This window comes from Serratia sp. LACPHL-BACT-2024-00286, from assembly GCF_043109535.1.
GTDB lineage: Bacteria > Pseudomonadota > Gammaproteobacteria > Enterobacterales > Enterobacteriaceae > Serratia > Serratia sarumanii.
The window spans coordinates 248,068-266,384 of the sequence record NZ_JBICNA010000003.1; the positions used below are offsets into that span (position 1 = coordinate 248,068).

Below are 18,317 nucleotides of genomic sequence, written 5' to 3' on the forward strand. Positions count from 1 at the left end.
TCTTCTGCGGGGTACGCTCTTGTCGGCCTTGCCCGTCTGTTCATTCAATACGTTAGCTAGTGTACGCTCACTCGCAGCGCCGCCGCGGTGGCAAATGGCGCCAATGTCACGCTGCCCGCCAGCATCGCACCGAGTATCGCCAGGTAACCGTCGATCGGCATGCCCATCGAAGCGGCGTCGATCGCCCCGGTGGCGAAGATCAGCACCGGAATATACAGCGGCAGCACCAGCAGGCTGAGCAGCACGCCCCCTTTGCGCAGGCCGACGGTCAACCCCACGCCGATAGCGCCGATCAGGCTCAGCGTCGGCGTGCCGAGCAGCAGCGTCCCCGCCACCGCCAGCCAGGTCTGCATATCGAGCGACAGCAGCAGCGCCACCAGCGGCGACAGGATCAGCAGCGGCAGCCCCGTCACGACCCAGTGAGCACACACTTTGCCCAGCACCGTCATCGGCAGCGGCGTCGGCAGCAGCAACAGCTGCTCCAGCGAGCCGTCGAGGAAATCATCGCGAAACAGCCGCTCCAGCGACAGCAGCGAAGCCAGCAGCGCCGCCACCCACACGATGCCCGGCGCAATGCGCGCCAGCAGCTGCGGCTCCGGGCCAATCCCCAACGGGAACAGCGTGATCACTATCAGGAAAAACCACAGCGGGTTGACGATCTCCGAGCCTTTACGGCAGGCGATCTTCAGTTCGCGGCGCACCAGGGTCAAAAACATCACAAACTCCCCGCGTCGTGTTCCGCCAAACGAACTTTGCCCACCGTTTGGCCGACGCCGGCCAAATCCTGATGGGTGGTCAACAATACCATGCCGCCCCGCTGCGCATGTTGTTCAAAAAGGCTAATCAACTCGGCCACGCCCTGTTTGTCGATCGCCGTCAGCGGTTCATCGAGGATCCACAGCGGCGCCGCGCTGAGCCACAGCCGCGCCAGCGCCACGCGCCGCTGCTGCCCGGCGGAAAGCTGCGCCACCGGCAGATCTTCGTAACCCACCAGCCCCACCTGCTCCAGCGCGCGCCAGATGGCCTGATGCTCGGCCGCGCCGCGCACCGCCTGATAAAACTGCAGATTTTCGAAGGGCGTCAATACGGCTTTGATGCCGGGCTGATGGCCGATAAACAGCAAATCTTGCTGGTAATTCGCGCGATCGCGCAGCGTGTTGCGCCCGCGCCAGCACACCTCGCCGCCGTCCGGCCGCGCCAGGCCGGCGAGAATGCGCAGTAAACTGGTCTTGCCCGCGCCGTTCGGCCCTTCTACCTGAATGATATCGCCCGGCTGAACTGAAAAGCTTAGCTCGCTAAACAGGATGCGCTCATCGCGCACGCAACTCAGACTTTTGGCTTCCAGCATCGGGGAACTCATATTTTTCTTTGGGATAGCGAATCATAGCATAAGCCTTTCCCCGCACGCAGCCCGCGGCGGGCGCGCCGACGGGCCAATATGGCGAGCAGGATCAAGAATGCGTGGAAAAAATCGGCGGATTTTAACTCTTGTTACCTTTTTCTGTATTTCGCCGCATTTAACTACGCTTAATGACGTGAACTCACCCTTATGAAGCAGGAGCGACAGCATGAACGAACAGCGACGCCAGGAGCACGAGCCGAATGAGACGATGCAGGTAGAGAGCGAAGAACAGGAACAGGGCAAGCGCGAAATCGAAGTCAGGGAAGAAAATCTGCCGTCGCGCGCGGCGGCGGTGCATGAACAGATCCGGATGGAAGGCGAAAAAGAGCTGGAGCGCGACTGGCTGGCATTGCTGTGGTCGGCGATCGCCGCCGGGCTGTCGATGGGCGCCTCGCTGGCGGCAAAGGGCATTTTCCACGCCCGCCTGCCGGACGATCCCAGCCGCTTTTTCATCGAGAACCTCGGCTACACCTTCGGTTTCATCATTGTCATCATGGCGCGCCAGCAGCTGTTTACCGAAAATACCGTCACGGCGGTATTGCCAATCATGCATAAACCCACGCCGCGCAACCTGCTGATCCTGCTGCGCCTGTGGGGCGTGGTGCTGCTCGGCAACCTGATCGGCACCGGGCTGGCGGCGCTGGCGTTTACCCATATGCCGCTGTTCGACGCCGAGACGCGCGGCGCCTTCATCAGCCTGGGCGAAGAGGTGATGCGCCATACGCCGGGAGAAATGTTCGCCAACGGCATCCTGGCCGGCTGGATCATCGCCACCATGGTGTGGATGTTCCCGGCCGCCGGCGCGGCGAAAATCTGGGTGATCGTACTGATGACCTACCTGGTGGCGATTTGCGATCTGACCCATATCGTGGTCGGTTCGGTCGAGATCCTCTATCTGGCGTTCAACGGCGCGATTGAATGGCAAGAATTCATTTACCCGTTCGCCCTGCCGACGCTGGCGGGCAACATCATCGGCGGCACCTTTATCTTTGCGCTGATAAGCCACGCGCAGATCCGCAACGATTTGAGCGCCAAAAATCGGGCGGCGCGCCTGCAAGAGGAAAAACGGCGCCACGGCGGGGAAAAACCGTGATCGCCGTCGGTTCGCCGAGGAAATTTCGGCATGAACTGGCGAGGTATTGAGCAAACGCGCCGCTAAGCGCTTATTCTGCGGGTAAAAAAAGGTATAATGCCCCGGCAGCTTCGGTTGCCGGCCCGCAGCGTCCCCGTAGTTAAACGGATATAACAAGCCCCTCCTAAGGGCTAGTTACTGGTTCGATTCCAGTCGGGGACGCCATTCTTTCTCATCTAGCCATTCCCCGTCATCTGCACCCGCAATCCGCCCTTTTCCCCCGTTCAGATTCGATTTCCCCCGAGCGTTATGATGGGCATTAATTAAAAAACTTAATATCCGTCGGCGTTGAAATCGCCGCCGCTTCACCTCTGGCCTGCAATTCGCCCTTTTCATCATCGAAATCGAACAGCATAACGGTGTTGGTGAACACATTCGTGACATAGAGGTAGCGGCCGCCGTCATCGAAAGCGAGCGCACGCGGCTCAATGCCGCCGGCCTCATAGCGCGTCGGTGCGCCCGGCAGCCCATCCTCGCCAATTTTTAATACCAGCAGGTGGTTATCGGCACCGCGATTGGTGGCAATAAGATATCTGCCGCTCGGGCTGAGGATTATTGCCCCACCGCTTTTCGCCTCCGCTGAATCCTTCCCGCCGTTCAGTTTCACCTTCCCTTGCCGCGTCAATCGATGGTCGCTGACGGCAAACACCTCGATTTCACTCGCCATTTCAGTGATGACGTAGGCGTATTCCCCTTCTGGCGAGAACGCCATGTGCCGTGGGCCGGCGCCGGGTGCGAAGGCGACATCGCGCGAAGCATCCGCTTGCAAAGGCTGCGCGTTGTCCGAGCGATAGCGGTAGGCGCGCAGCTTGTCCCCGCCGAGATCCGCCGCGTACAGGTATTGGCCATCGCGGCTGAAGGTGGTGGAGTGCGCATGGCCCCCTTCCTGGCGCCCCTGCACGACGCCGGAGCCGGGCGTGAACGGAAAATGCTGCACCCGTTCCCCCAGTTTGCCGTCGCCGCCAATCGGTAATACCGTCACCCCCGCGCCGCCTTTGGCGACGGAGTAGTTGGCGACAAACAGAAACTTGCCATCCGGGCTGAGGGTGGCATGCGTCGGCTGCCGGCCCGCGCTGCTCACCGTATTCAGCACCCGCACGGCGCCGTCTTTGTCTATCGCCAAGGCAGTGACCGTTCCCGCGTTCTCCTCATTGGTGACATAGGCGAAACGGCCATCGCGAGATTTTACGATCCATGACGGGCTTTTCATTTTAATCACGTCGAGCAGCGTTAATGTGCCGTCGCCATTAACCGCCAGACGATAGAGGCCTTCACTGGGGTGCGCCGGTTTCTGCACCGCAGGCGCATCCGGAATATGGGTCCAGGTGCCGACTAACGCTATTTGCTGATGCTCCCGATTATTTGCCATCGCATTTCCTGAAAACATGAAAAGAGTTAATGCCAACGCGAATTGAATGGCCTGCCTGGCTAAACCGGCCACGCTCGCTCCGCCAGACACAGACAATGTCAAAGGTAGCATACGGCGCGCATAATGACGCTTATTCATCGAATCGGGGAATTTCTCTATACTCATGATGTTTCCTTTTCTCAACGCTACGCTACAGGAATAAGTATATCGACATTGACGACGCAACTGTGTAAATGCTCATGTCTATATAGTTCGATAAAAAAACTTTCTCTCACCTTGACATTGATAGCCGGCAGATAGGCGTCATAGATATCTGCAAAAAAATCAATGTACTCAGACAACTCACCCATAAAGGGGATGACAATATATTTCCCTCTGGGTATGTAGAAATTGAAGATAGAATGAAAAACCTCTTGCTCCTTACCGTTTGAATGCCATTTTCCCGCTCTGTTGTTTTCCGCACGATAAGCCTTCCCATGCTTGCTTAACCATTTCTCATTAGTCTGCGTAATGTCACCGGCATCTCTGTATTTCCTTATGGAATGGAAGATCAATGCCTTGTACTGCTTTAACAGCTCGATATCATCCGGCATGACCGTGTGATAAAAATAGGGTTTTTTGTCAATGCCATACGGTGGGATCTGGGTGGAAAAATCCCATCCCCGGCTGTTCCTAAAGCTGTTGGGCGTTTCGCCAAAGAAACGTTTAAACGCCCGCGTGTAACATTGCTGAGAGGCAAAGCCCGATGCCAAGGCGACATCCAATATGTTCCCTTGATGTTGTTTAAGCAAGATTGCGGATCGGCTCAGTTTTCTGTTTCTGATATAAGTCCCTAACGTAATGCCAAAATAATGTTTAAACAGCCGCTGTAAATGCCATTTAGAGTAACCCGAGATAATAGACACTTTCTCAACGGAAAGTCCCTCTATAATATTCTTCTCCATATACTCTAACACCTGTAAAAGAATATCTTTTCGATAGTCCATGCGCGCTCCTTGCTTTTATAAAAATCGTGTCCGTTTCATTAAAATCGTTAACCAACCAAATCAAGTCATTAAGATTAATCCTAAAAAAAATCACCCTGACAACGCCATTTTTACGGCATGGGAAAAGTCATCATATAAATAACTGAAAATGATCATGTTATATAAATACGCTTGCGAAAAACACGTGAATAAAAAATGCGCCACGCAAAATGCATCCATTAAAGATGCATTTGCCACGCCAGGGCAAATCACACTTTATGTTAATTGTTTTATCTTAAAGTGTTTTTTTGCATCCCAATTGCATGACCAAATAGGAATTTCATCATTGCAAATTAAAATGCATTTTATAATCAGGCTGACTGATAAAGCTTATTGAGGCTAATAAATAAAAGCATGAGCAGCGTTTGAAAAGAAGATAGGGACAGGCATATTTTCTGAACATCGGGCCAGAAAATCACAGATCGTAATAGGCAGCTTCTTTTATCTTTTTTCCTGCGCTGAGAAGAACCGATGTTTTAACACATCTTGCTAGATGCCCTATTTTACCCTCCACGCCAATTGGGGCGCTACTTTGCCCACCGTGAACCGCCGGCCCTCCAACGTAAAAGCCTCATGCCGACTCGCACCGTGCGTTGTTGCCAGAATAGCCTGATTGCCCAGTAAAAAGCCCAGCCTATAAGGCCGGGCCTTTCATTAACGGCCTGATTAATCAGCCAGGTTGTCGATCTCTGCGGATCTGTGCTTGCGCAACAGATACAGCAGCAAAGATACCCGCCGCTCGGTGCGTTCCGGGGTATCCGGCGGCAGGTTGTAGCGCAGGGTGTAGCGCTCGTTATTCTCGTTGCAAAAATCGATGACGAGCACGGGAGCAGAGGCCCCCGCTACTTTTCGATAATTCAGCGAGATGCACGACAGGTTTTTTTTCATCTCAACTTACCGCGACAGTGCGGCGGGTTGATTCGGCAATCCGCCCCACGCCGGCGCTCAGCGCAGCGCCCAACAGCAGCATCAACAGCGAACCCCAAGCGGCGCGCGACAGCTGTTTGGCCGCTTCGTCGGCCGCTTCACGCGCTTTCTGCTCGGCCTCGGCCTTGAGTTTTTCCACTTTCTGCACCGCCTGCTGGTAAGCCTGAGCATAGTTATCGACGATTTGGCTCGCTTCATCGCGGCTTTTGCCGGTGCGCGCCGCAACGATATTCACCAGCGCATCCTTGTCGGCGGCGCTCAACGTCGGCTCACCGGACTGCTTGATACGGTCGAACCACTGCTTGAGCTCGGAGGCGGCCTGCGCCGGATCGGCAGCCGCGTCCATGGCCGATTGCTTGCCGTCGGCGGTCGCCCTATCGGCCTTCTGTTCCAACCGAGCCGGATCCAGTTCCGGCTTGCCGGTCTGCTTGAGCGTGGCGTTCAACTGGTTTTCCAGGCTTCCCCAGTCAAGGCTGATGCCCTTTTTATCCAGCTGTTGCTTGAGGCCTTCGCCCACGTTTGGCGCCGCCGCCGCCAGGCCGCTGCCCGCCAGCGAAAGCCCTTTGCCCACCGCGCTGCCCGCCAGCCCCACCACGCCACTCGCCAATGAAACCACCAGCCAAGTGGTCAGCAAGGTGGTGATCGCCCAGCTCAGCAGGCCATGCAAGCCGCCGCGGTTCGGTGCGGTGCGGCCGGCGACGAACGCGCCTGCGGCCAGCGACGCCAGCGTTGAAACCAGCAGCCAGATCCCGGTGCCAGTGCCAAAGCCGCTCAGCGGGTTACCCTTTTGCATCATATCCACGGCCTGGGCGCCGATAGCCGTGCCCAGCACGCTGAAGATCAGATAAGTCACCAGCGCCACGGCACTCCCGGCCAATATCGAGCCCCATGACACCTGAAACGCAAAGCGATTTGATTCATAGACAGTGGTCATCGTTGTTCCTTATATTTTCTGGACAAGTGATTGCACGCACGGCGGATAACCGCGCAGACAGATGCAGTCTGCCGCGCGGCGTCGTCGGCCGTCCCGGTTCATTTGCGCCAGAATGACTAGTGCATTCACACCCTGCGAATACGCACGTTATGCACTAAGCTGCTCAGCGAGTAGCGTAACCCGCGGCCCCGGTCAGAGGCCGCTCCCTTCTGTCTAGCGGAGAACACATGAGCCAATCCGTCCTGGCCAGCGAAACCCACCGCGGCCACCTGCAGCAAATCATCTCCGGCTTGTCCGACGGCGTGATCCTGACGGATACCGATCGAACGCTGCTCTGGGCCAACGAGGCCGCGTTGGCCATGCATGGCGTGAGTCATCAGAAAGCCCTGGGGTCCAATGCCGGCGAGTACGCGGCGCGTTTTGCCCTGCGCTATCGCAACAATCATCCGCTGGCTTTGGAACAGTATCCGCTGAACCGGGTTGCCGATGGCGAGACCTTCACCGATGTGGTGGTGGAGGTTCGGCAAGCCGACGATCCGGACAGCTTCTGGGTGCACCGCCTGCGGAGCCTGATTATCACCGATGCGCAGGGGCAACCGGAGCTGCTGGCGCTGATCCTGAGCGACGCGACGGAGTGGGCCAGCGCCGAACAGCGCTTTGAAAAAACCTTCAACGCCAATCCGGCGCCGGCGGTCATTTGTCGGCTAAGCGACCTGCGCTACGTCAAGGTCAATCAGGGGTTCCTCGATATGACCGGTTACCAGCGTGAACAGGTCATGGGCCGTTCGGTTTATGAACTCGACGTTTTGGAACAGGCGGAGCACAAAGATCTGGCGATACAGCGCCTGGGGGAAGGCGCCACCATTCCGCAAATGGAGGCTGAGCTGAAACTGCCCGGTGGCGGAAGCAAGCTGGTGGTGGTTGCCGGCCAACCGCTGGACATCAATGAAGACGACTGCATGCTGTTCACTTTTACCGATCTCGAACCCCGGCGCCAGGCGGAATCGGCGCTGCGGGAAAGTGAAGAGCGGTTCGCCAAGGCATTTCGCCTGAGCCCGGTGCCGACGTTGCTGTGTACCGCGCACGAGCGGCGCGTGCTGGACGTCAACGAAGCCTTTACCCGCACCACCGAGTACGACGCCGAAGCCTTGATCGGCAAGACGATCGATGAGATCCCGTTTATTGACGATCCCGAGGCGAACCGCCGTTTGTTTGCCGCGCTGGAAAAAAGCGGCAACGTCGAAGGGCTGGACATCCGGGTACGCAAGAAAGGGAGTGAGTCGATCGACTGCGTGGCCTCGGCGGATGCCGTCAGCATCCACAATGCGCCCTGCTACCTGCTGGTGCTCATGGACATTACCGAACGCAAACGCTCGGAGCTGGAGCTGGTCAGCGCCATCGAAGAAGTGATGCAGGACGCCTCCTGGTTCAGCCAAACCCTGATTGAAAAACTGGCCAACGTGAAAAGCATCAACCGGCCCGACCAGGCCGGATTGACCGCCAGCGATCTCACGCCGCGCGAGCGCGATGTGCTGGAGTTGATTTGCGAGGGGCTGCCGGACAAGAAAATCGCGGCGCGTCTCAATCTGGCGCTCAACACCATTCGCAACCATGTCGCGACAGTCTATTCCAAGCTTGGCGTTCACAGCCGCAGCGAAGCCATCGTCTGGGCCAGAGAACGCGGGCTGTTTACCGGCGGGCTGGCCGCCAGGAACGGAAAGTAGCCTGCAAATGCACTATCCGCACCGATGCAAACGCCCCTTATAGGCTCAAAGTGAAGTGCATAACATGGAGGTGCAAATGCAGGCTTTCGCCCTGTGCGGAAGCCAAACGGATCGAACCTTAGGAGCGCATCACAATGAACAGCGAAAAAGCCAATGGCATGATGGAAAAAGTGGCGGGCAAGGCGCAGGAAATGGCGGGCGACGTCACCGGAAACCCACGTTTGCAGGCCGAAGGCGCCACGCGCTATGCAGCGGGCGCGCTGCAAGAAAAATACGGCGACGCCCTGAGCTGCGCCGGCAGCATGATGAAGAAAAACCCCCTCGCCGCATTAGCCCTCATTGCCGGCGCTGGCCTGTTGACCGGCCTGCTGCTGCGCCGCCGTTGATACGCGCCGGCGAGCAAACCGTCTTTCCCTGAACGCCGCGCCCGGTTAACGACAACCGGGCGCGGTGCTATCGGCCAACGGGCAATGCCGTGCGAGCATATGGCCTTTTCGATTTATTCATCCGTTACGCCGACAATGATGATTAACGGCTATTCAGCGGCATCGGGTTATTATGGCGAAACGGCGATATCCCTCATGGAATAGACGGCATTCTTTTTCATACCGTCGCACGCCGCCTTTACTCACTGCTTAACGACAGCCATTTTATTTTCCTCGCGTATTCCTGATTTTTATCGTCTTCTCAACCCAAACCCCTCGGCGGTTATTTACGGTCTTGGTGCAATAAATCGGCTTACCCTCAACATCATTAAAACCATCAGGTTAAAATTCGACTCCATTCGTCAACCTGGGTTTATCCTCCTCTCCATTAAATGTTAAGATCGCTGTATTGCGCGCACGGAGAAATAGCATGTTCCCCACTAAAAAACATTCACAGCGGGCCACCCCGCTGACCAGCTATCAATTTTCCCGGCTGCATACTTTCGAATGCGTCGCCCGTCATTTATCTTTTGCGCTGGCGGCGCAAGAATTGTCGATCACCCCCAGCGCCGTAAGCCACCGCATTAATTTGCTCGAAAAGGAGTTGGGTTTTCTGCTATTCCAACGCTTTCATCGCAGAATTACCCTAACGCCGGAGGGCGAGCGCATGCAATGGGCGCTGGACAGCTCCTTCAACACGCTGAATCAGGAAATTCTGGACATCAAGAATCGCGAGCTGACGGGGACATTGACCCTCTATTCGCACCCGTCTCTGGTGCAATGCCTGCTGCTGCCGCGCATCGGCGATTTTATCGCCCAGCACCCCACCATTCACCTCAACATTCTGACCGGGCAGGAGATCATCAACCTGGCCAACCGCGGCGTGGATTTGGCGATGTACTTCGGCAAACTGCCCTCGGGGCGGCATCTGGACGAGGCCTTTATGCAGGAATCGATGGTGCCGATCTGTACGCCGCAGTACGCCGCCGCACATAGCCTGTACGATGCGCCGGAAAATTTGGCCCACTGCACGCTGCTGCACGATCGCTACAACTCCGGCGAAGACGAGTGGCAAACCTGGTCGCAACACTTTGCGCTGGGGCTGGATACCGACAGCAAAAGCATGGAGTTCGACCGTTCCGATCTCGCGGTGCTGGCCGCCACGCGGCACCTTGGCGTCGCCATGGGGCGGCTCAATCTGGTGCAGGACTGGATCAAAAGCGGCGAGCTGATCATTCCGTTCACCGACATGACCGTGCCCTGCGAGCACTGCTATTTTACCTCGACCATCTCCGAGCGGCAGTGGCCGAAAATCCTCGCGTTTAAGCAGTGGATCATGAAAATCGCCCCTCTGGTCTGATGGCCGGAGGGCTAGCGCATTATTTTAGGGGAATAAGAAAAATTCAGCGCGCAGGCGTAGAGCCGGCCGGCCTTTGAATAAGAGATATATTTGCGGTTTTTATCCCAGGCCAGCAGGGAGTTATTGGCAAAATAATAAACCTCCAATTGCATCCCATTAGCCAACCTCGACCAGCCTCGGCTTCGTATCACGGTAAAATCACCGTTATCGCCGAGCGTAATCAGCGGCACGCCCCAGGCATAGCGGGATATTTGCAGCTGAATAATGAATTGGCTTTCGCAGCTTATTTGGTAGTTCTGTACATCAACATCCATAATTTATATTTTTGGTGCCACCCTTCGATAAAAATAAATAAGATAAGAACAACTCACCACGCTTAACACCAGCGCGATCAGCAAACAGGCGCACAGCGTGGCGCGATCCCAGGTGAAGCGCTGGCCGCGGCGGCAGCCCTGCCGTCGATTCCGATTCTCGCATTCATAATAGGGTTCTCGCCGCCGCGAGAATAATAACAGGCTACCGTCGCGTTATTCTTTGTACACCACGATTTCCTGATAAAGCTTAATCACCTCACCATCGCTGTCGACGGAGTCGGTATATTCGGTTTGCTGCGCCAAATGAATCACCTTCCATCCTTTGCGTGCTAATTCGGGGATCGTCAGGCGCCCCACGCCGCGGCAGGAAAACAGGGTATCGTCAGACAACCTGAGCTTGCTAACCTCTGCATAATCATAGGCTTGAGAATGGCAAACGTGCGACTCCGCCGCCATCGCCGGCAGTGAAAACAGCCCCACTAACAACATTAACAGGTTTCTCATGGCGACCTCCCAATCGCTTATTCATGCCGGCCGATTACGCAGACAAAGGCTGACGTTAATACGCCGGCGAAAGGCTCGAATTAATTCTCTCTTGCACGGCTGAAATTACAGGCTGGCGCCGGTGACTGACAAATGAAAAATATAAACCTTGGCGTTAGATGAATTCATCCGAATCGCCAGACATGCGCAACGGCCCTTTTCACCGCACGAAATGGTTAAAAACCGGTCGATAATTAGCAAGAAAAGTAATTCTTTATGTCACTGTTTATGTTACAAATGCCGCCCGCCGCTAACACACCAAAAAAAACCGTCAAAATGCGTGAAAACGCAGCGTTCTGCGCAAAACATCGGCATGGCGGCGCTGATGGGGCGGTCATACATAAAACAGGGATAACACATGGCAATCAAATTGCGCGTATTGACTCAAGCGGTGGCGCTGGGTCTGGCGATCGGCAGCGCGTCGTTCGCCGCTCAGGCGGAAATCACCCTGCTGAAGCAGGATCCGCAGGCCGGCGATCCGCTCAGCAGCCTGAACTTCACCGTTGGCGGCAGCATCCGTCCACAGTTCAACAACATGACGGGCGACGGCGACAAGGGCTCCTACAAGCGTAACGGCTTCGACGGCGGCACCCGCTTCCGTTTCGCGGCGGACTACTACCTGTTCGACGATATCAGCTGGATCAGCTACTACGAGCTGGGCGTGAACATTCCGGCGCTGTTCGACTGGGATCACCACTATGCCGACGGCGCGAGAAACACCAGCCGCCGCATGCTGTACACCGGCCTGAAAAGCAACACCTGGGGCCAGATGACCTTCGGCCAGCAGAACAGCGTTTACTATGACGTGGTGGGCGCCAAGACCGATATCTGGGACTACGACATGCTGGCCCAGGCGCCGGGCAACGGCATCAACGGCGACTACGACGGTTCTTACCGTTCACGCAAAATGCTGAAGTACAAGAACCGCTTCGGCGATGCGGACGTTTATGCCTCGTACCTGTTCAGCGACAGCGACTACCTGCCGGGCAACGGCCTGCGCTATAAGCGCAAAGGCGGCGGCTCACTGGGCGTGGATTACCACATCACGCAGGATCTGACCTGGGGCACCGCCTGGAACTACACCCGCGCCGAAATGCGCAATCCGTCCACCAGCGGCAGCAAGAGCTACGATCAGCACATCGTCGGCACCGCCCTCAGCTGGAAACCGGACAACTGGACGCTGACTTTCGGCGGCGGTTACTACCACGACTTTCTGACCACCAAGAAAACCGACATCAACAATTACTTCGCCGGCGATGCCTGGGGTATCGAATACCTGGCCGGTTATACCGTGCCGGTGGGCCAGTACGCGGTGAAATCGGTAATGCCGTACTTTATGGGCGATCGCCTGGAATACATCAGCGGCCGCAACTACCAGCGCATCGACAACGGCCTTGGGGTTACCGTGCAGTTTGACTACGGCTTCCGCGTTGACGTAGAGCACGTGCTGACATCGAGCACCGACAACCTCGGCGATATGACCGTGGTGCGTCTACGCTACGATTTCTGATTGTTCCGCACGTAAAAAAGGCCGCGCAAGCGGCCTTTTTCGTTATTGAAGCAGCGTCAGAAGCCGCCGCGCGCCGAACGCCCTACCGCTTCGCCCAGCTGCCATACCGCCATGGCGTAGTGGGTGCTGTGGTTATAGCGGGTGATGACGTAGAAGTTCGGCAGGCCGTACCAATACTGGTAGCCGGTGCCGACGTCCAGCCGCAGCAGGCTGGCTTCCTGATTGTCGCCGAGCGAACCCTGCGGGCTTAGGCCGGCTTCCGCCAGCGCAGCGACCGAGTAGCGGGTCTTGAAGCCGTTTTCCAATCCCGGCGCCTGGCCGTTGGCCTGAATCGCGACCGGCTCGCCTTTGGACCAACCGTGCGCCTTGAAGTAATTGGCCACGCTACCGATGGCATCGACCGGATCCCACAGGTTGATATGACCATCGCCGTTGAAGTCGACCGCATAGCTCTTGAAGGAAGACGGCATGAACTGCCCATAGCCCATCGCGCCGGCGAAGGAGCCGCGCAGTTCGAGCGGATCGTCGCCCTCGGTGCGCGACATCAGCAGGAAGGTTTCCAGCTCGCCGGCGAAGTAATCGGCGCGGCGCGGGTAGTTGAAGGCCAGCGTCGCCAGTGCATCGATAATGCGGGTTTTACCCATTACGCGGCCCCAGCGGGTCTCCACGCCGATAATCCCCACGATGATCTCCGGCGGCACGCCGTACACCTGCCAGGCCCGCTGCAGCGCATCCTGATATTGATTCCAGAACACCACGCCGTTTTGCACGTTATCCGGCGTGATGAACTTGTTGCGGTAGCGCAGCCAGGAACCGTTCGGGCCGGTAGGCCCCTGGGTAGACGGTTTCGGCGCCTGCCTGTCCATCAGCCGCAGCACCGAATCCAGGCGCCGAGCCTGCGCCAGCACGTCGTGCAGCTGCTGTCGATCAAAGCCGTGTTCCCGCACCATCTTATCGATAAAGCGTGCGGTATTCGGGTTATTGGCGAAATCTCCACCCAGCGGCGCGCCGCTGTGCGCCGGGCTCAGCAAAAAGCCGCCCTTTACCGGGGTGCCCTGCGGCGTAGCGGTGGTACTGGGTTTCGGCGTGCTGCTACAGGCAGCAAGCAAGGTAATCAGCGGTAAAAGCGCAACCAGGTGACGCATCGGATATCCATATAGCCATGCAAGAGATAAGTGGGAGTTATGTTAATGCATTGTTCAACGCGAACAAACAGGATTATGCCGCCAATTACCGCGCCAGGTAGCCAAACGTGCCAAATTGTGACGTTTTGCACGGTGAAAGGACGCCCGGTGCGGCCGCGCGGAATCTCAACCGCGACTAAATGAGAAAAATTATCACCTTGACGCCCCCTTTTACCCCGATAAAATGCCCGGCTGCTTGCCATCCGGCTATCGCCGCAATGATCACGACAATGGACTGTAATGGAATCTCTCGGACAACTCGCCAAAGATCTTTACCGTGGGCGCATCTCGCGCAAACCCTTTGTTTTCTCGCTGGCGATCTTCGCCGTTGGCATCGTGTTGCTGTCGTTTCTGTCGACCTACCTGGATAAAAACCATTTTCGCGCCCATGCGCACGGCGATACCGAGGAATTCGTCTCAGTGCTGCTGTATCTGCTGTGCATTATGGTCTGGGCGCTGTTCTGTTTCGGCCTGGTGGCGTGGTTCATGGCCAAAACCGCGTTCCGGCTCAACGATATCGGCCTGCCCGGCTGGGCGCTGGCCGCAGCGTGCTATGTTTGCTCGGTGCTCAACAACTACTCCCCCGGCCCGGTGGCGCGCTGGCTGCCGCTTTTCAGCCTGGCCGTCATGATCTGCGCTCTGCTGTTGCCGCCGGGCGGGCTGCGCCGCAGGCCGGGCGGCGACGCTGACGATTAACGCAGCTGCACCACCTTGTTCGTGGCCGGTTCGGCCGCCGTCAGCCTGCCGCTGACCTGGCTGATGCCGCCGCCGCTGTTATGGGACACCACGGCGATCGGCAAACGCCGCAGCTGCCGGGTCAGCTCGGGCGTGATATAGCCGATGTGGGTGTTCTGTTGCTGTTTCCGCCAGCGGTCGGCTGCCCTGCGACGGGAGAAATACTGGTTGTATTTGGCCCAGGCGATCAGCGTGACGGCATTGAACAACGCCACAATGATGTACAGCGAGATCACTTCCAGCAGCGACAGGGCGGAGCCCACCCCGTGCTGATCCATCACCGACATCAGGCCGCGGCTGAACAGATAAAGGAAGCCGCACCAGGCGAAAAGCGTCAGCAGGCTGTCTACCACGCGCGGCAACAGGCCGCGTTCGGAATAAATCAGGACGTCCGTCATTCTTTGATCCTCCCAATGCCCCGGTCGGGGCTGATCCAGCGCGCACGCCCGCGCCGAGCTTTCAACATCACTTTGGAAAACGCCACCAGCGTGGTCAGCAGGCTGAGCAGCCAATACACCAGCGGATACCAGATGATCCAGAACAGCGAGCGGCCGAAGCCCTTCTCATAGCGCTTCTCCAGCAGCAGGCTGACGGTGAACTGCAGCAGGCACACCACGCCCAGCACCAGGCCGGTAAACGCCGGCGTCAGCAACGAGTGAATGCGGATGCCCTCCGGTAGCGGCACCGCCAGCCCGACCAGGAAAATCAGCACGCTGACCAGGTAAGTGAACGCCCACAACGTGGAGAGGCAATACTCGGCGAACAGCAGCCACATATGCCGGTGCTCCCAGGCCCACAGGTTGCGCAGATTCTTTAAAAACACCTCGGCGCCGCCCTGCGCCCAGCGCAGGCGCTGCTTCCACAGCCCGCGCAGGGTCTCCGGCATCAGGATCCAGCACAACGCCCGCGGTTCGAAGAAGATAGCCCAGTGCTTGAGCTGCAGTTTCCAGCTGATGTCGATGTCTTCGGTGATCATGTCCTGGCTCCAGTAACCGACATCGGTAAGCGCTTGCTTACGAAACGCGGCCACCACGCCGGAGATGGTGAACAGGCGGCCATAAACGCGCTGCGTGCGCTTGATAAGGCCGATGATCGATGAAAACTCACCGACCTGGATGCGGCCGATCAGCGTGGAGCGCGTGCGGATGCGCGGGTTGCCGGTCACCGCGCCGACGTGCGGATTGGCCAACAGCGGCGCCACCAAATAGGCCGCCGCATCGCGATCCAGCAGCGCATCGCCGTCGATGCACACCAGATACTCGCTGCGCGCCGCCGCCGCGCCCGCCTGCAGCGCGATCGCTTTGCCCTGATTTTGCGCCAGATGGATCACCCGCAGCCGGGGGAACTCCAGCGTCAACTGATCCAGCACCTCGGCGGTGTCATCGCTGGAGCCGTCGTTGATGGCGATCACTTCGATATTTTCATAGCGCTGCGCCATCGCCGCCGAAATGGTTTCACGCGCGTTCAACCCTTCGTTGAAACAGGGGATCAGCACGCTGATCGACGGGTTGCCCGGCAGCACCGGCGCGGGCATGTCCGGGCTCCAGCGCCAGTGGCGCTCGCGGTGCAGCCAGAAATAGATGCCACCGGCGATCCAGATACCGGACATGAACAGCGGCCAGAAAAACACGAAGTTGAGCAGCACTTCGCCGGTAAACAGCAGGACGATGCCGAAAGGCACGCTCAACACCAGACACAGGATGAATAAGGCAATTAAACGATCGGTCATGGCAGTGGGAACCAGGCTGAGGACAACACCGGGCGAACGGCATCCAGCTTAGGCCGATCGTCGAGGAAGTTGTCGGGGTAATAACCAAAGCTCTGAGCGCCATTGCGCTGCAGGCGACGCATCCATTCGGCCAGCAGTTGACCGTCATCCAGGCTGATCCGGCGCTCCTTGCGCCAGTCGACGGCCTGCAACTCAAACACCGTTTTATCGAGCGCGCCGGGGTAAGCGGCCACTTTGCCCACCAGTTGATCCAGCCAGCGGCCGCTGTCGGCGCGCGGCACGTTTTCCATCAGCGGCATCGCCATCGGCGCCACCCAGTCGTAGGCCTGCAGGAAATCCGCCAGATTCTGGCCAAACCAGGCTTCGCTGGCGGGATCGAGCACCGGCATCGCATAGATGTTGCGCGCGGTTTGCACCTGCGGGCCGCGGATCGCCCGCACCCGCTCGGTCAGCGACTGGGTAAATTCGATCAGCGCCCGGCTCTTGAAGCGCGTCCAGCGCGCCATCGCCTGCGGATCCTGGCGTATCGCCGCCACCGAATCGGCGAAGCCGGCCTGGCGGTAGGCCGCAGCGGCGTCGGGGCCGGCATCTTCGAAGTCCGACAGCAGGGCATCGTCGTGGAACAGGATCCCTTTGAAGGTGGCGTGAGCCGCCAGATCCTCGTAGATCTCACCGATGCGCTGGCGCGCCACCGGGCTGAACGGGGACAGGCGGCGGTACTGCTTGTCGTCTACCGACAACTGCCCGTTTTGCGGATCGAGGCGCTGTACGCGCGGCACGTCAGATCCCAGCTCGAACGCCAACACCGGCATCCAGGCATACACGGCCACGCCGGTGCGCGAAGAGAGCTGCCAGGAGACCCGGTTGAACAGGTCGGCCTTCATCGGCAGCCAGCGGTTGGGGAAATAGAGCTCGCGCACGTTGCCGTCGCCTTTTGGATCGGCGAACGCCTGCAGGAAAACGGTATTGATGCGCAGGTCGTAGATGCGCTGGATCAGCTTGTCGAGGTTTTTGGCCTGCTGCTGCGGATCGGGATCGTAAAGGTAGTCGAGATCGACGTGCGCCACCCGCATGATCTGCCGGTTCTGTATCTGCGTCAGCTGCTGGGCGAAGCTCGTCAGCGACGGGTTGCCGGCCACCAGCATGCGCGGCACGTTCTCAGGCGCGTTGACGTCTGCCAGCCCGTTCTCCAGCGTCAGCGCCATGCGGTAACCGTGCTTGCGCGCGATGTCCAGCGCCACGCCGCCGGCCGCGCCGTACGGCCAGACCCAGACGCGCGGCGCCTTGCCGGTGGCGGCGGTGATGCGCTGGGTGATCAACGCCACGTCCTTCTCGATGCGTTGGCGATATTCCGCCTCGCTTTCGTAACGGCCCTGTTTGGCGTCATACAACCGATTGGCAACCGCCGGTTCGGTATTGCCCTGCGGGTTGGCGATGCCGCCGTAATGCGAAGCGTAGGTGTGCGCGCCGATCTCCACCAAGCCGGAGTCCGACACTTCCCGCACCTGCTGCCAGGTGAGGAAGCGATCGCGCGGCGTCATCAGGCCGCCGAAATCGACCGGCTTGTCGGCCGGCGCATCCAGCCAGACGCCGACCGGCGCCAGCACCGCCGGCCAGTTGTAGGCCTTCAGCAGCGGGAAGACCCGGCTGTAGAAGCTGCGGTAGCCGTCGTCGAAGGTCAGCAGCACCGCCTTGTTCGGCAACGCCGGGCCGCCGTTTTGCGCCTGCAGGATCTGCTCGACCGACACCGGCTGGTAGCCGTTTTGCTTCAGCCAGGCGAACTGTTCATTGAGCGCGCTGGTGCGCACCGACATGTAGCGCTGGTCCGCCGCGCCGTCTTCCACGTCGTGATACGCCAGCACCGCGTAACGGTTGGCCGGCCACGGGCGTTCCATCGGCCCCACGGGCCGCTCCGCCGGCGGCGTGAAGCGCGGCACGTCCGCCTGGCTGCAGGCGGTGGTCAGCAACGCGGCCAACACGAAAAGCGAAGATCGAATAAGCATG

18 protein-coding genes and 1 tRNA gene are annotated in these 18,317 nt (G+C 58.4%); 7 read left to right on the plus strand and 12 right to left on the minus strand.

From position 1 onward, the window contains the following. Window positions 1-56: 56 nt before the first annotated feature. Both ccmB and ccmA read right to left on the minus strand, forming a co-directional pair. Window positions 57-716 (minus strand): heme exporter protein CcmB, encoded by a 660-nt coding sequence (ccmB, locus tag ACF8MC_RS10900; protein WP_025303731.1) that lies wholly within the window; start codon window positions 714-716, stop codon window positions 57-59. Continuing rightward, window positions 716-1,348, minus strand: a complete 633-nt coding sequence (ccmA, locus tag ACF8MC_RS10905) for a cytochrome c biogenesis heme-transporting ATPase CcmA (protein ID WP_033653721.1) — start codon at window positions 1,346-1,348, stop codon at window positions 716-718. The genes ccmB and ccmA overlap by 1 nt, the downstream gene beginning before the upstream one ends. A gap of 220 nt (window positions 1,349-1,568) precedes the next feature. On the opposite strand from ccmA, the gene ACF8MC_RS10910 reads away from it, so the two are divergent. Beyond that, entirely contained in the window at window positions 1,569-2,495 is a 927-nt protein-coding gene (locus ACF8MC_RS10910; protein ID WP_164040018.1) for a formate/nitrite transporter family protein, read from the plus strand. Window positions 2,496-2,624: 129 nt separating this feature from the next. Beyond that, window positions 2,625-2,699 (plus strand) — tRNA-Arg (locus ACF8MC_RS10915). Window positions 2,700-2,793: 94 nt separating this feature from the next. Here ACF8MC_RS10915 and ACF8MC_RS10920 read toward each other — a convergent pair. From ACF8MC_RS10920 to ACF8MC_RS10935, 4 genes are all read right to left on the minus strand, one after another. Continuing rightward, window positions 2,794-4,068: a lactonase family protein gene (locus ACF8MC_RS10920; protein WP_239506357.1), complete on the minus strand. Its 1,275-nt coding sequence runs from the start codon at window positions 4,066-4,068 to the stop codon at window positions 2,794-2,796. Window positions 4,069-4,088: 20 nt separating this feature from the next. Further along, window positions 4,089-4,889 (minus strand): helix-turn-helix domain-containing protein, encoded by an 801-nt coding sequence (locus tag ACF8MC_RS10925; protein WP_060443011.1) that lies wholly within the window; start codon window positions 4,887-4,889, stop codon window positions 4,089-4,091. Between the two features lie 705 nt (window positions 4,890-5,594). Beyond that, complete coding sequence (locus ACF8MC_RS10930; RefSeq protein ID WP_004936288.1) at window positions 5,595-5,816, minus strand: hypothetical protein; 222 nt, start codon at window positions 5,814-5,816, stop codon at window positions 5,595-5,597. A 1-nt stretch (window position 5,817) separates the two neighbouring features. Then, on the minus strand, window positions 5,818-6,789 hold the full coding sequence (locus ACF8MC_RS10935) for a hypothetical protein (RefSeq protein WP_060443010.1): 972 nt from the start codon (window positions 6,787-6,789) through the stop codon (window positions 5,818-5,820). 227 nt (window positions 6,790-7,016) lie between these two features. Here ACF8MC_RS10935 and ACF8MC_RS10940 point away from each other — a divergent pair, with 227 nt between their 5' ends. The 3 genes from ACF8MC_RS10940 to dsdC all read left to right on the plus strand — a co-directional run bounded on the left by ACF8MC_RS10940 (window position 7,017) and on the right by dsdC (window position 10,298). Continuing rightward, window positions 7,017-8,513 carry a helix-turn-helix transcriptional regulator gene (locus tag ACF8MC_RS10940; protein WP_103772925.1) on the plus strand — a complete coding sequence of 499 codons (1,497 nt, stop codon included), beginning with the start codon at window positions 7,017-7,019 and terminating at the stop codon, window positions 8,511-8,513. Between the two features lie 134 nt (window positions 8,514-8,647). Next, window positions 8,648-8,899: a CsbD family protein gene (locus ACF8MC_RS10945; RefSeq protein ID WP_033648096.1), complete on the plus strand. Its 252-nt coding sequence runs from the start codon at window positions 8,648-8,650 to the stop codon at window positions 8,897-8,899. Between the two features lie 469 nt (window positions 8,900-9,368). Then, window positions 9,369-10,298: a DNA-binding transcriptional regulator DsdC gene (dsdC, locus tag ACF8MC_RS10950; RefSeq protein WP_039564894.1), complete on the plus strand. Its 930-nt coding sequence runs from the start codon at window positions 9,369-9,371 to the stop codon at window positions 10,296-10,298. A gap of 11 nt (window positions 10,299-10,309) precedes the next feature. Here dsdC and ACF8MC_RS10955 read toward each other — a convergent pair whose 3' ends face one another. Together ACF8MC_RS10955 and ACF8MC_RS10960 are read right to left on the minus strand one after the other, a co-directional pair. After that, a complete protein-coding gene (locus ACF8MC_RS10955) occupies window positions 10,310-10,612 on the minus strand; it encodes a hypothetical protein (RefSeq protein ID WP_041036126.1) in 303 nt (100 codons plus the stop codon). A gap of 213 nt (window positions 10,613-10,825) precedes the next feature. Continuing rightward, window positions 10,826-11,116, minus strand: a complete 291-nt coding sequence (locus ACF8MC_RS10960) for a hypothetical protein (RefSeq protein ID WP_015378635.1) — start codon at window positions 11,114-11,116, stop codon at window positions 10,826-10,828. A 397-nt stretch (window positions 11,117-11,513) separates the two neighbouring features. Between ACF8MC_RS10960 and ACF8MC_RS10965 the strand changes: the two genes are divergently transcribed. Next, window positions 11,514-12,665 (plus strand): porin, encoded by a 1,152-nt coding sequence (locus tag ACF8MC_RS10965; protein WP_164105197.1) that lies wholly within the window; start codon window positions 11,514-11,516, stop codon window positions 12,663-12,665. A gap of 56 nt (window positions 12,666-12,721) precedes the next feature. Here ACF8MC_RS10965 and mltB read toward each other — a convergent pair whose 3' ends face one another. Beyond that, window positions 12,722-13,810 carry a lytic murein transglycosylase B gene (gene mltB, locus ACF8MC_RS10970; protein WP_033648101.1) on the minus strand — a complete coding sequence of 363 codons (1,089 nt, stop codon included), beginning with the start codon at window positions 13,808-13,810 and terminating at the stop codon, window positions 12,722-12,724. Window positions 13,811-14,089: 279 nt separating this feature from the next. On the opposite strand from mltB, the gene ACF8MC_RS10975 reads away from it, so the two are divergent. After that, complete coding sequence (locus ACF8MC_RS10975) at window positions 14,090-14,545, plus strand: DUF805 domain-containing protein (RefSeq protein WP_047571123.1); 456 nt, start codon at window positions 14,090-14,092, stop codon at window positions 14,543-14,545. On the opposite strand, the gene pgaD is transcribed toward ACF8MC_RS10975, so the two are convergent. From pgaD to pgaB, 3 genes are read right to left on the minus strand one after another with little or no spacing between them, the layout of a single operon-like run. Next, the gene (gene pgaD / locus ACF8MC_RS10980; protein ID WP_049197208.1) at window positions 14,542-14,982 is read right to left on the minus strand and encodes a poly-beta-1,6-N-acetyl-D-glucosamine biosynthesis protein PgaD; all 441 of its coding nucleotides are present in this window, start codon (window positions 14,980-14,982) and stop codon (window positions 14,542-14,544) included. The two genes, ACF8MC_RS10975 and pgaD, sit on opposite strands and share 4 nt — an antisense overlap. Then, the gene (pgaC, locus tag ACF8MC_RS10985; RefSeq protein WP_033653713.1) at window positions 14,979-16,313 is read right to left on the minus strand and encodes a poly-beta-1,6-N-acetyl-D-glucosamine synthase; all 1,335 of its coding nucleotides are present in this window, start codon (window positions 16,311-16,313) and stop codon (window positions 14,979-14,981) included. The genes pgaD and pgaC overlap by 4 nt, the downstream gene beginning before the upstream one ends. Next, the gene (gene pgaB, locus ACF8MC_RS10990) at window positions 16,310-18,316 is read right to left on the minus strand and encodes a poly-beta-1,6-N-acetyl-D-glucosamine N-deacetylase PgaB (RefSeq protein WP_033653711.1); all 2,007 of its coding nucleotides are present in this window, start codon (window positions 18,314-18,316) and stop codon (window positions 16,310-16,312) included. The genes pgaC and pgaB overlap by 4 nt, the downstream gene beginning before the upstream one ends. Window position 18,317: the final 1 nt, after the last annotated feature.

Excerpts from the sequence above, each read along its gene's own strand:
- ACF8MC_RS10965 (WP_164105197.1), top strand. The coding sequence starts at position 11,514 with ATGGCAATCAAATTGCGCGTATTGACTCAAGCGGTGGCGCTGGGTCTG.
- ACF8MC_RS10920 (WP_239506357.1), bottom strand. The coding sequence starts at position 4,068 with ATGAGTATAGAGAAATTCCCCGATTCGATGAATAAGCGTCATTATGCG.
- ccmA (WP_033653721.1), bottom strand. The coding sequence starts at position 1,348 with ATGCTGGAAGCCAAAAGTCTGAGTTGCGTGCGCGATGAGCGCATCCTG.
- ACF8MC_RS10960 (WP_015378635.1), bottom strand. The coding sequence starts at position 11,116 with ATGAGAAACCTGTTAATGTTGTTAGTGGGGCTGTTTTCACTGCCGGCG.
- ACF8MC_RS10925 (WP_060443011.1), bottom strand. The coding sequence starts at position 4,889 with ATGGACTATCGAAAAGATATTCTTTTACAGGTGTTAGAGTATATGGAG.
- ACF8MC_RS10935 (WP_060443010.1), bottom strand. The coding sequence starts at position 6,789 with ATGACCACTGTCTATGAATCAAATCGCTTTGCGTTTCAGGTGTCATGG.
- pgaB (WP_033653711.1), bottom strand. The coding sequence starts at position 18,316 with ATGCTTATTCGATCTTCGCTTTTCGTGTTGGCCGCGTTGCTGACCACC.
- dsdC (WP_039564894.1), top strand. The coding sequence starts at position 9,369 with ATGTTCCCCACTAAAAAACATTCACAGCGGGCCACCCCGCTGACCAGC.
- ACF8MC_RS10940 (WP_103772925.1), top strand. The coding sequence starts at position 7,017 with ATGAGCCAATCCGTCCTGGCCAGCGAAACCCACCGCGGCCACCTGCAG.
- pgaD (WP_049197208.1), bottom strand. The coding sequence starts at position 14,982 with ATGACGGACGTCCTGATTTATTCCGAACGCGGCCTGTTGCCGCGCGTG.
- ACF8MC_RS10975 (WP_047571123.1), top strand. The coding sequence starts at position 14,090 with ATGGAATCTCTCGGACAACTCGCCAAAGATCTTTACCGTGGGCGCATC.
- mltB (WP_033648101.1), bottom strand. The coding sequence starts at position 13,810 with ATGCGTCACCTGGTTGCGCTTTTACCGCTGATTACCTTGCTTGCTGCC.
- ACF8MC_RS10945 (WP_033648096.1), top strand. The coding sequence starts at position 8,648 with ATGAACAGCGAAAAAGCCAATGGCATGATGGAAAAAGTGGCGGGCAAG.
- ACF8MC_RS10910 (WP_164040018.1), top strand. The coding sequence starts at position 1,569 with ATGAACGAACAGCGACGCCAGGAGCACGAGCCGAATGAGACGATGCAG.
- ACF8MC_RS10930 (WP_004936288.1), bottom strand. The coding sequence starts at position 5,816 with ATGAAAAAAAACCTGTCGTGCATCTCGCTGAATTATCGAAAAGTAGCG.
- ccmB (WP_025303731.1), bottom strand. The coding sequence starts at position 716 with ATGTTTTTGACCCTGGTGCGCCGCGAACTGAAGATCGCCTGCCGTAAA.
- pgaC (WP_033653713.1), bottom strand. The coding sequence starts at position 16,313 with ATGACCGATCGTTTAATTGCCTTATTCATCCTGTGTCTGGTGTTGAGC.
- ACF8MC_RS10955 (WP_041036126.1), bottom strand. The coding sequence starts at position 10,612 with ATGGATGTTGATGTACAGAACTACCAAATAAGCTGCGAAAGCCAATTC.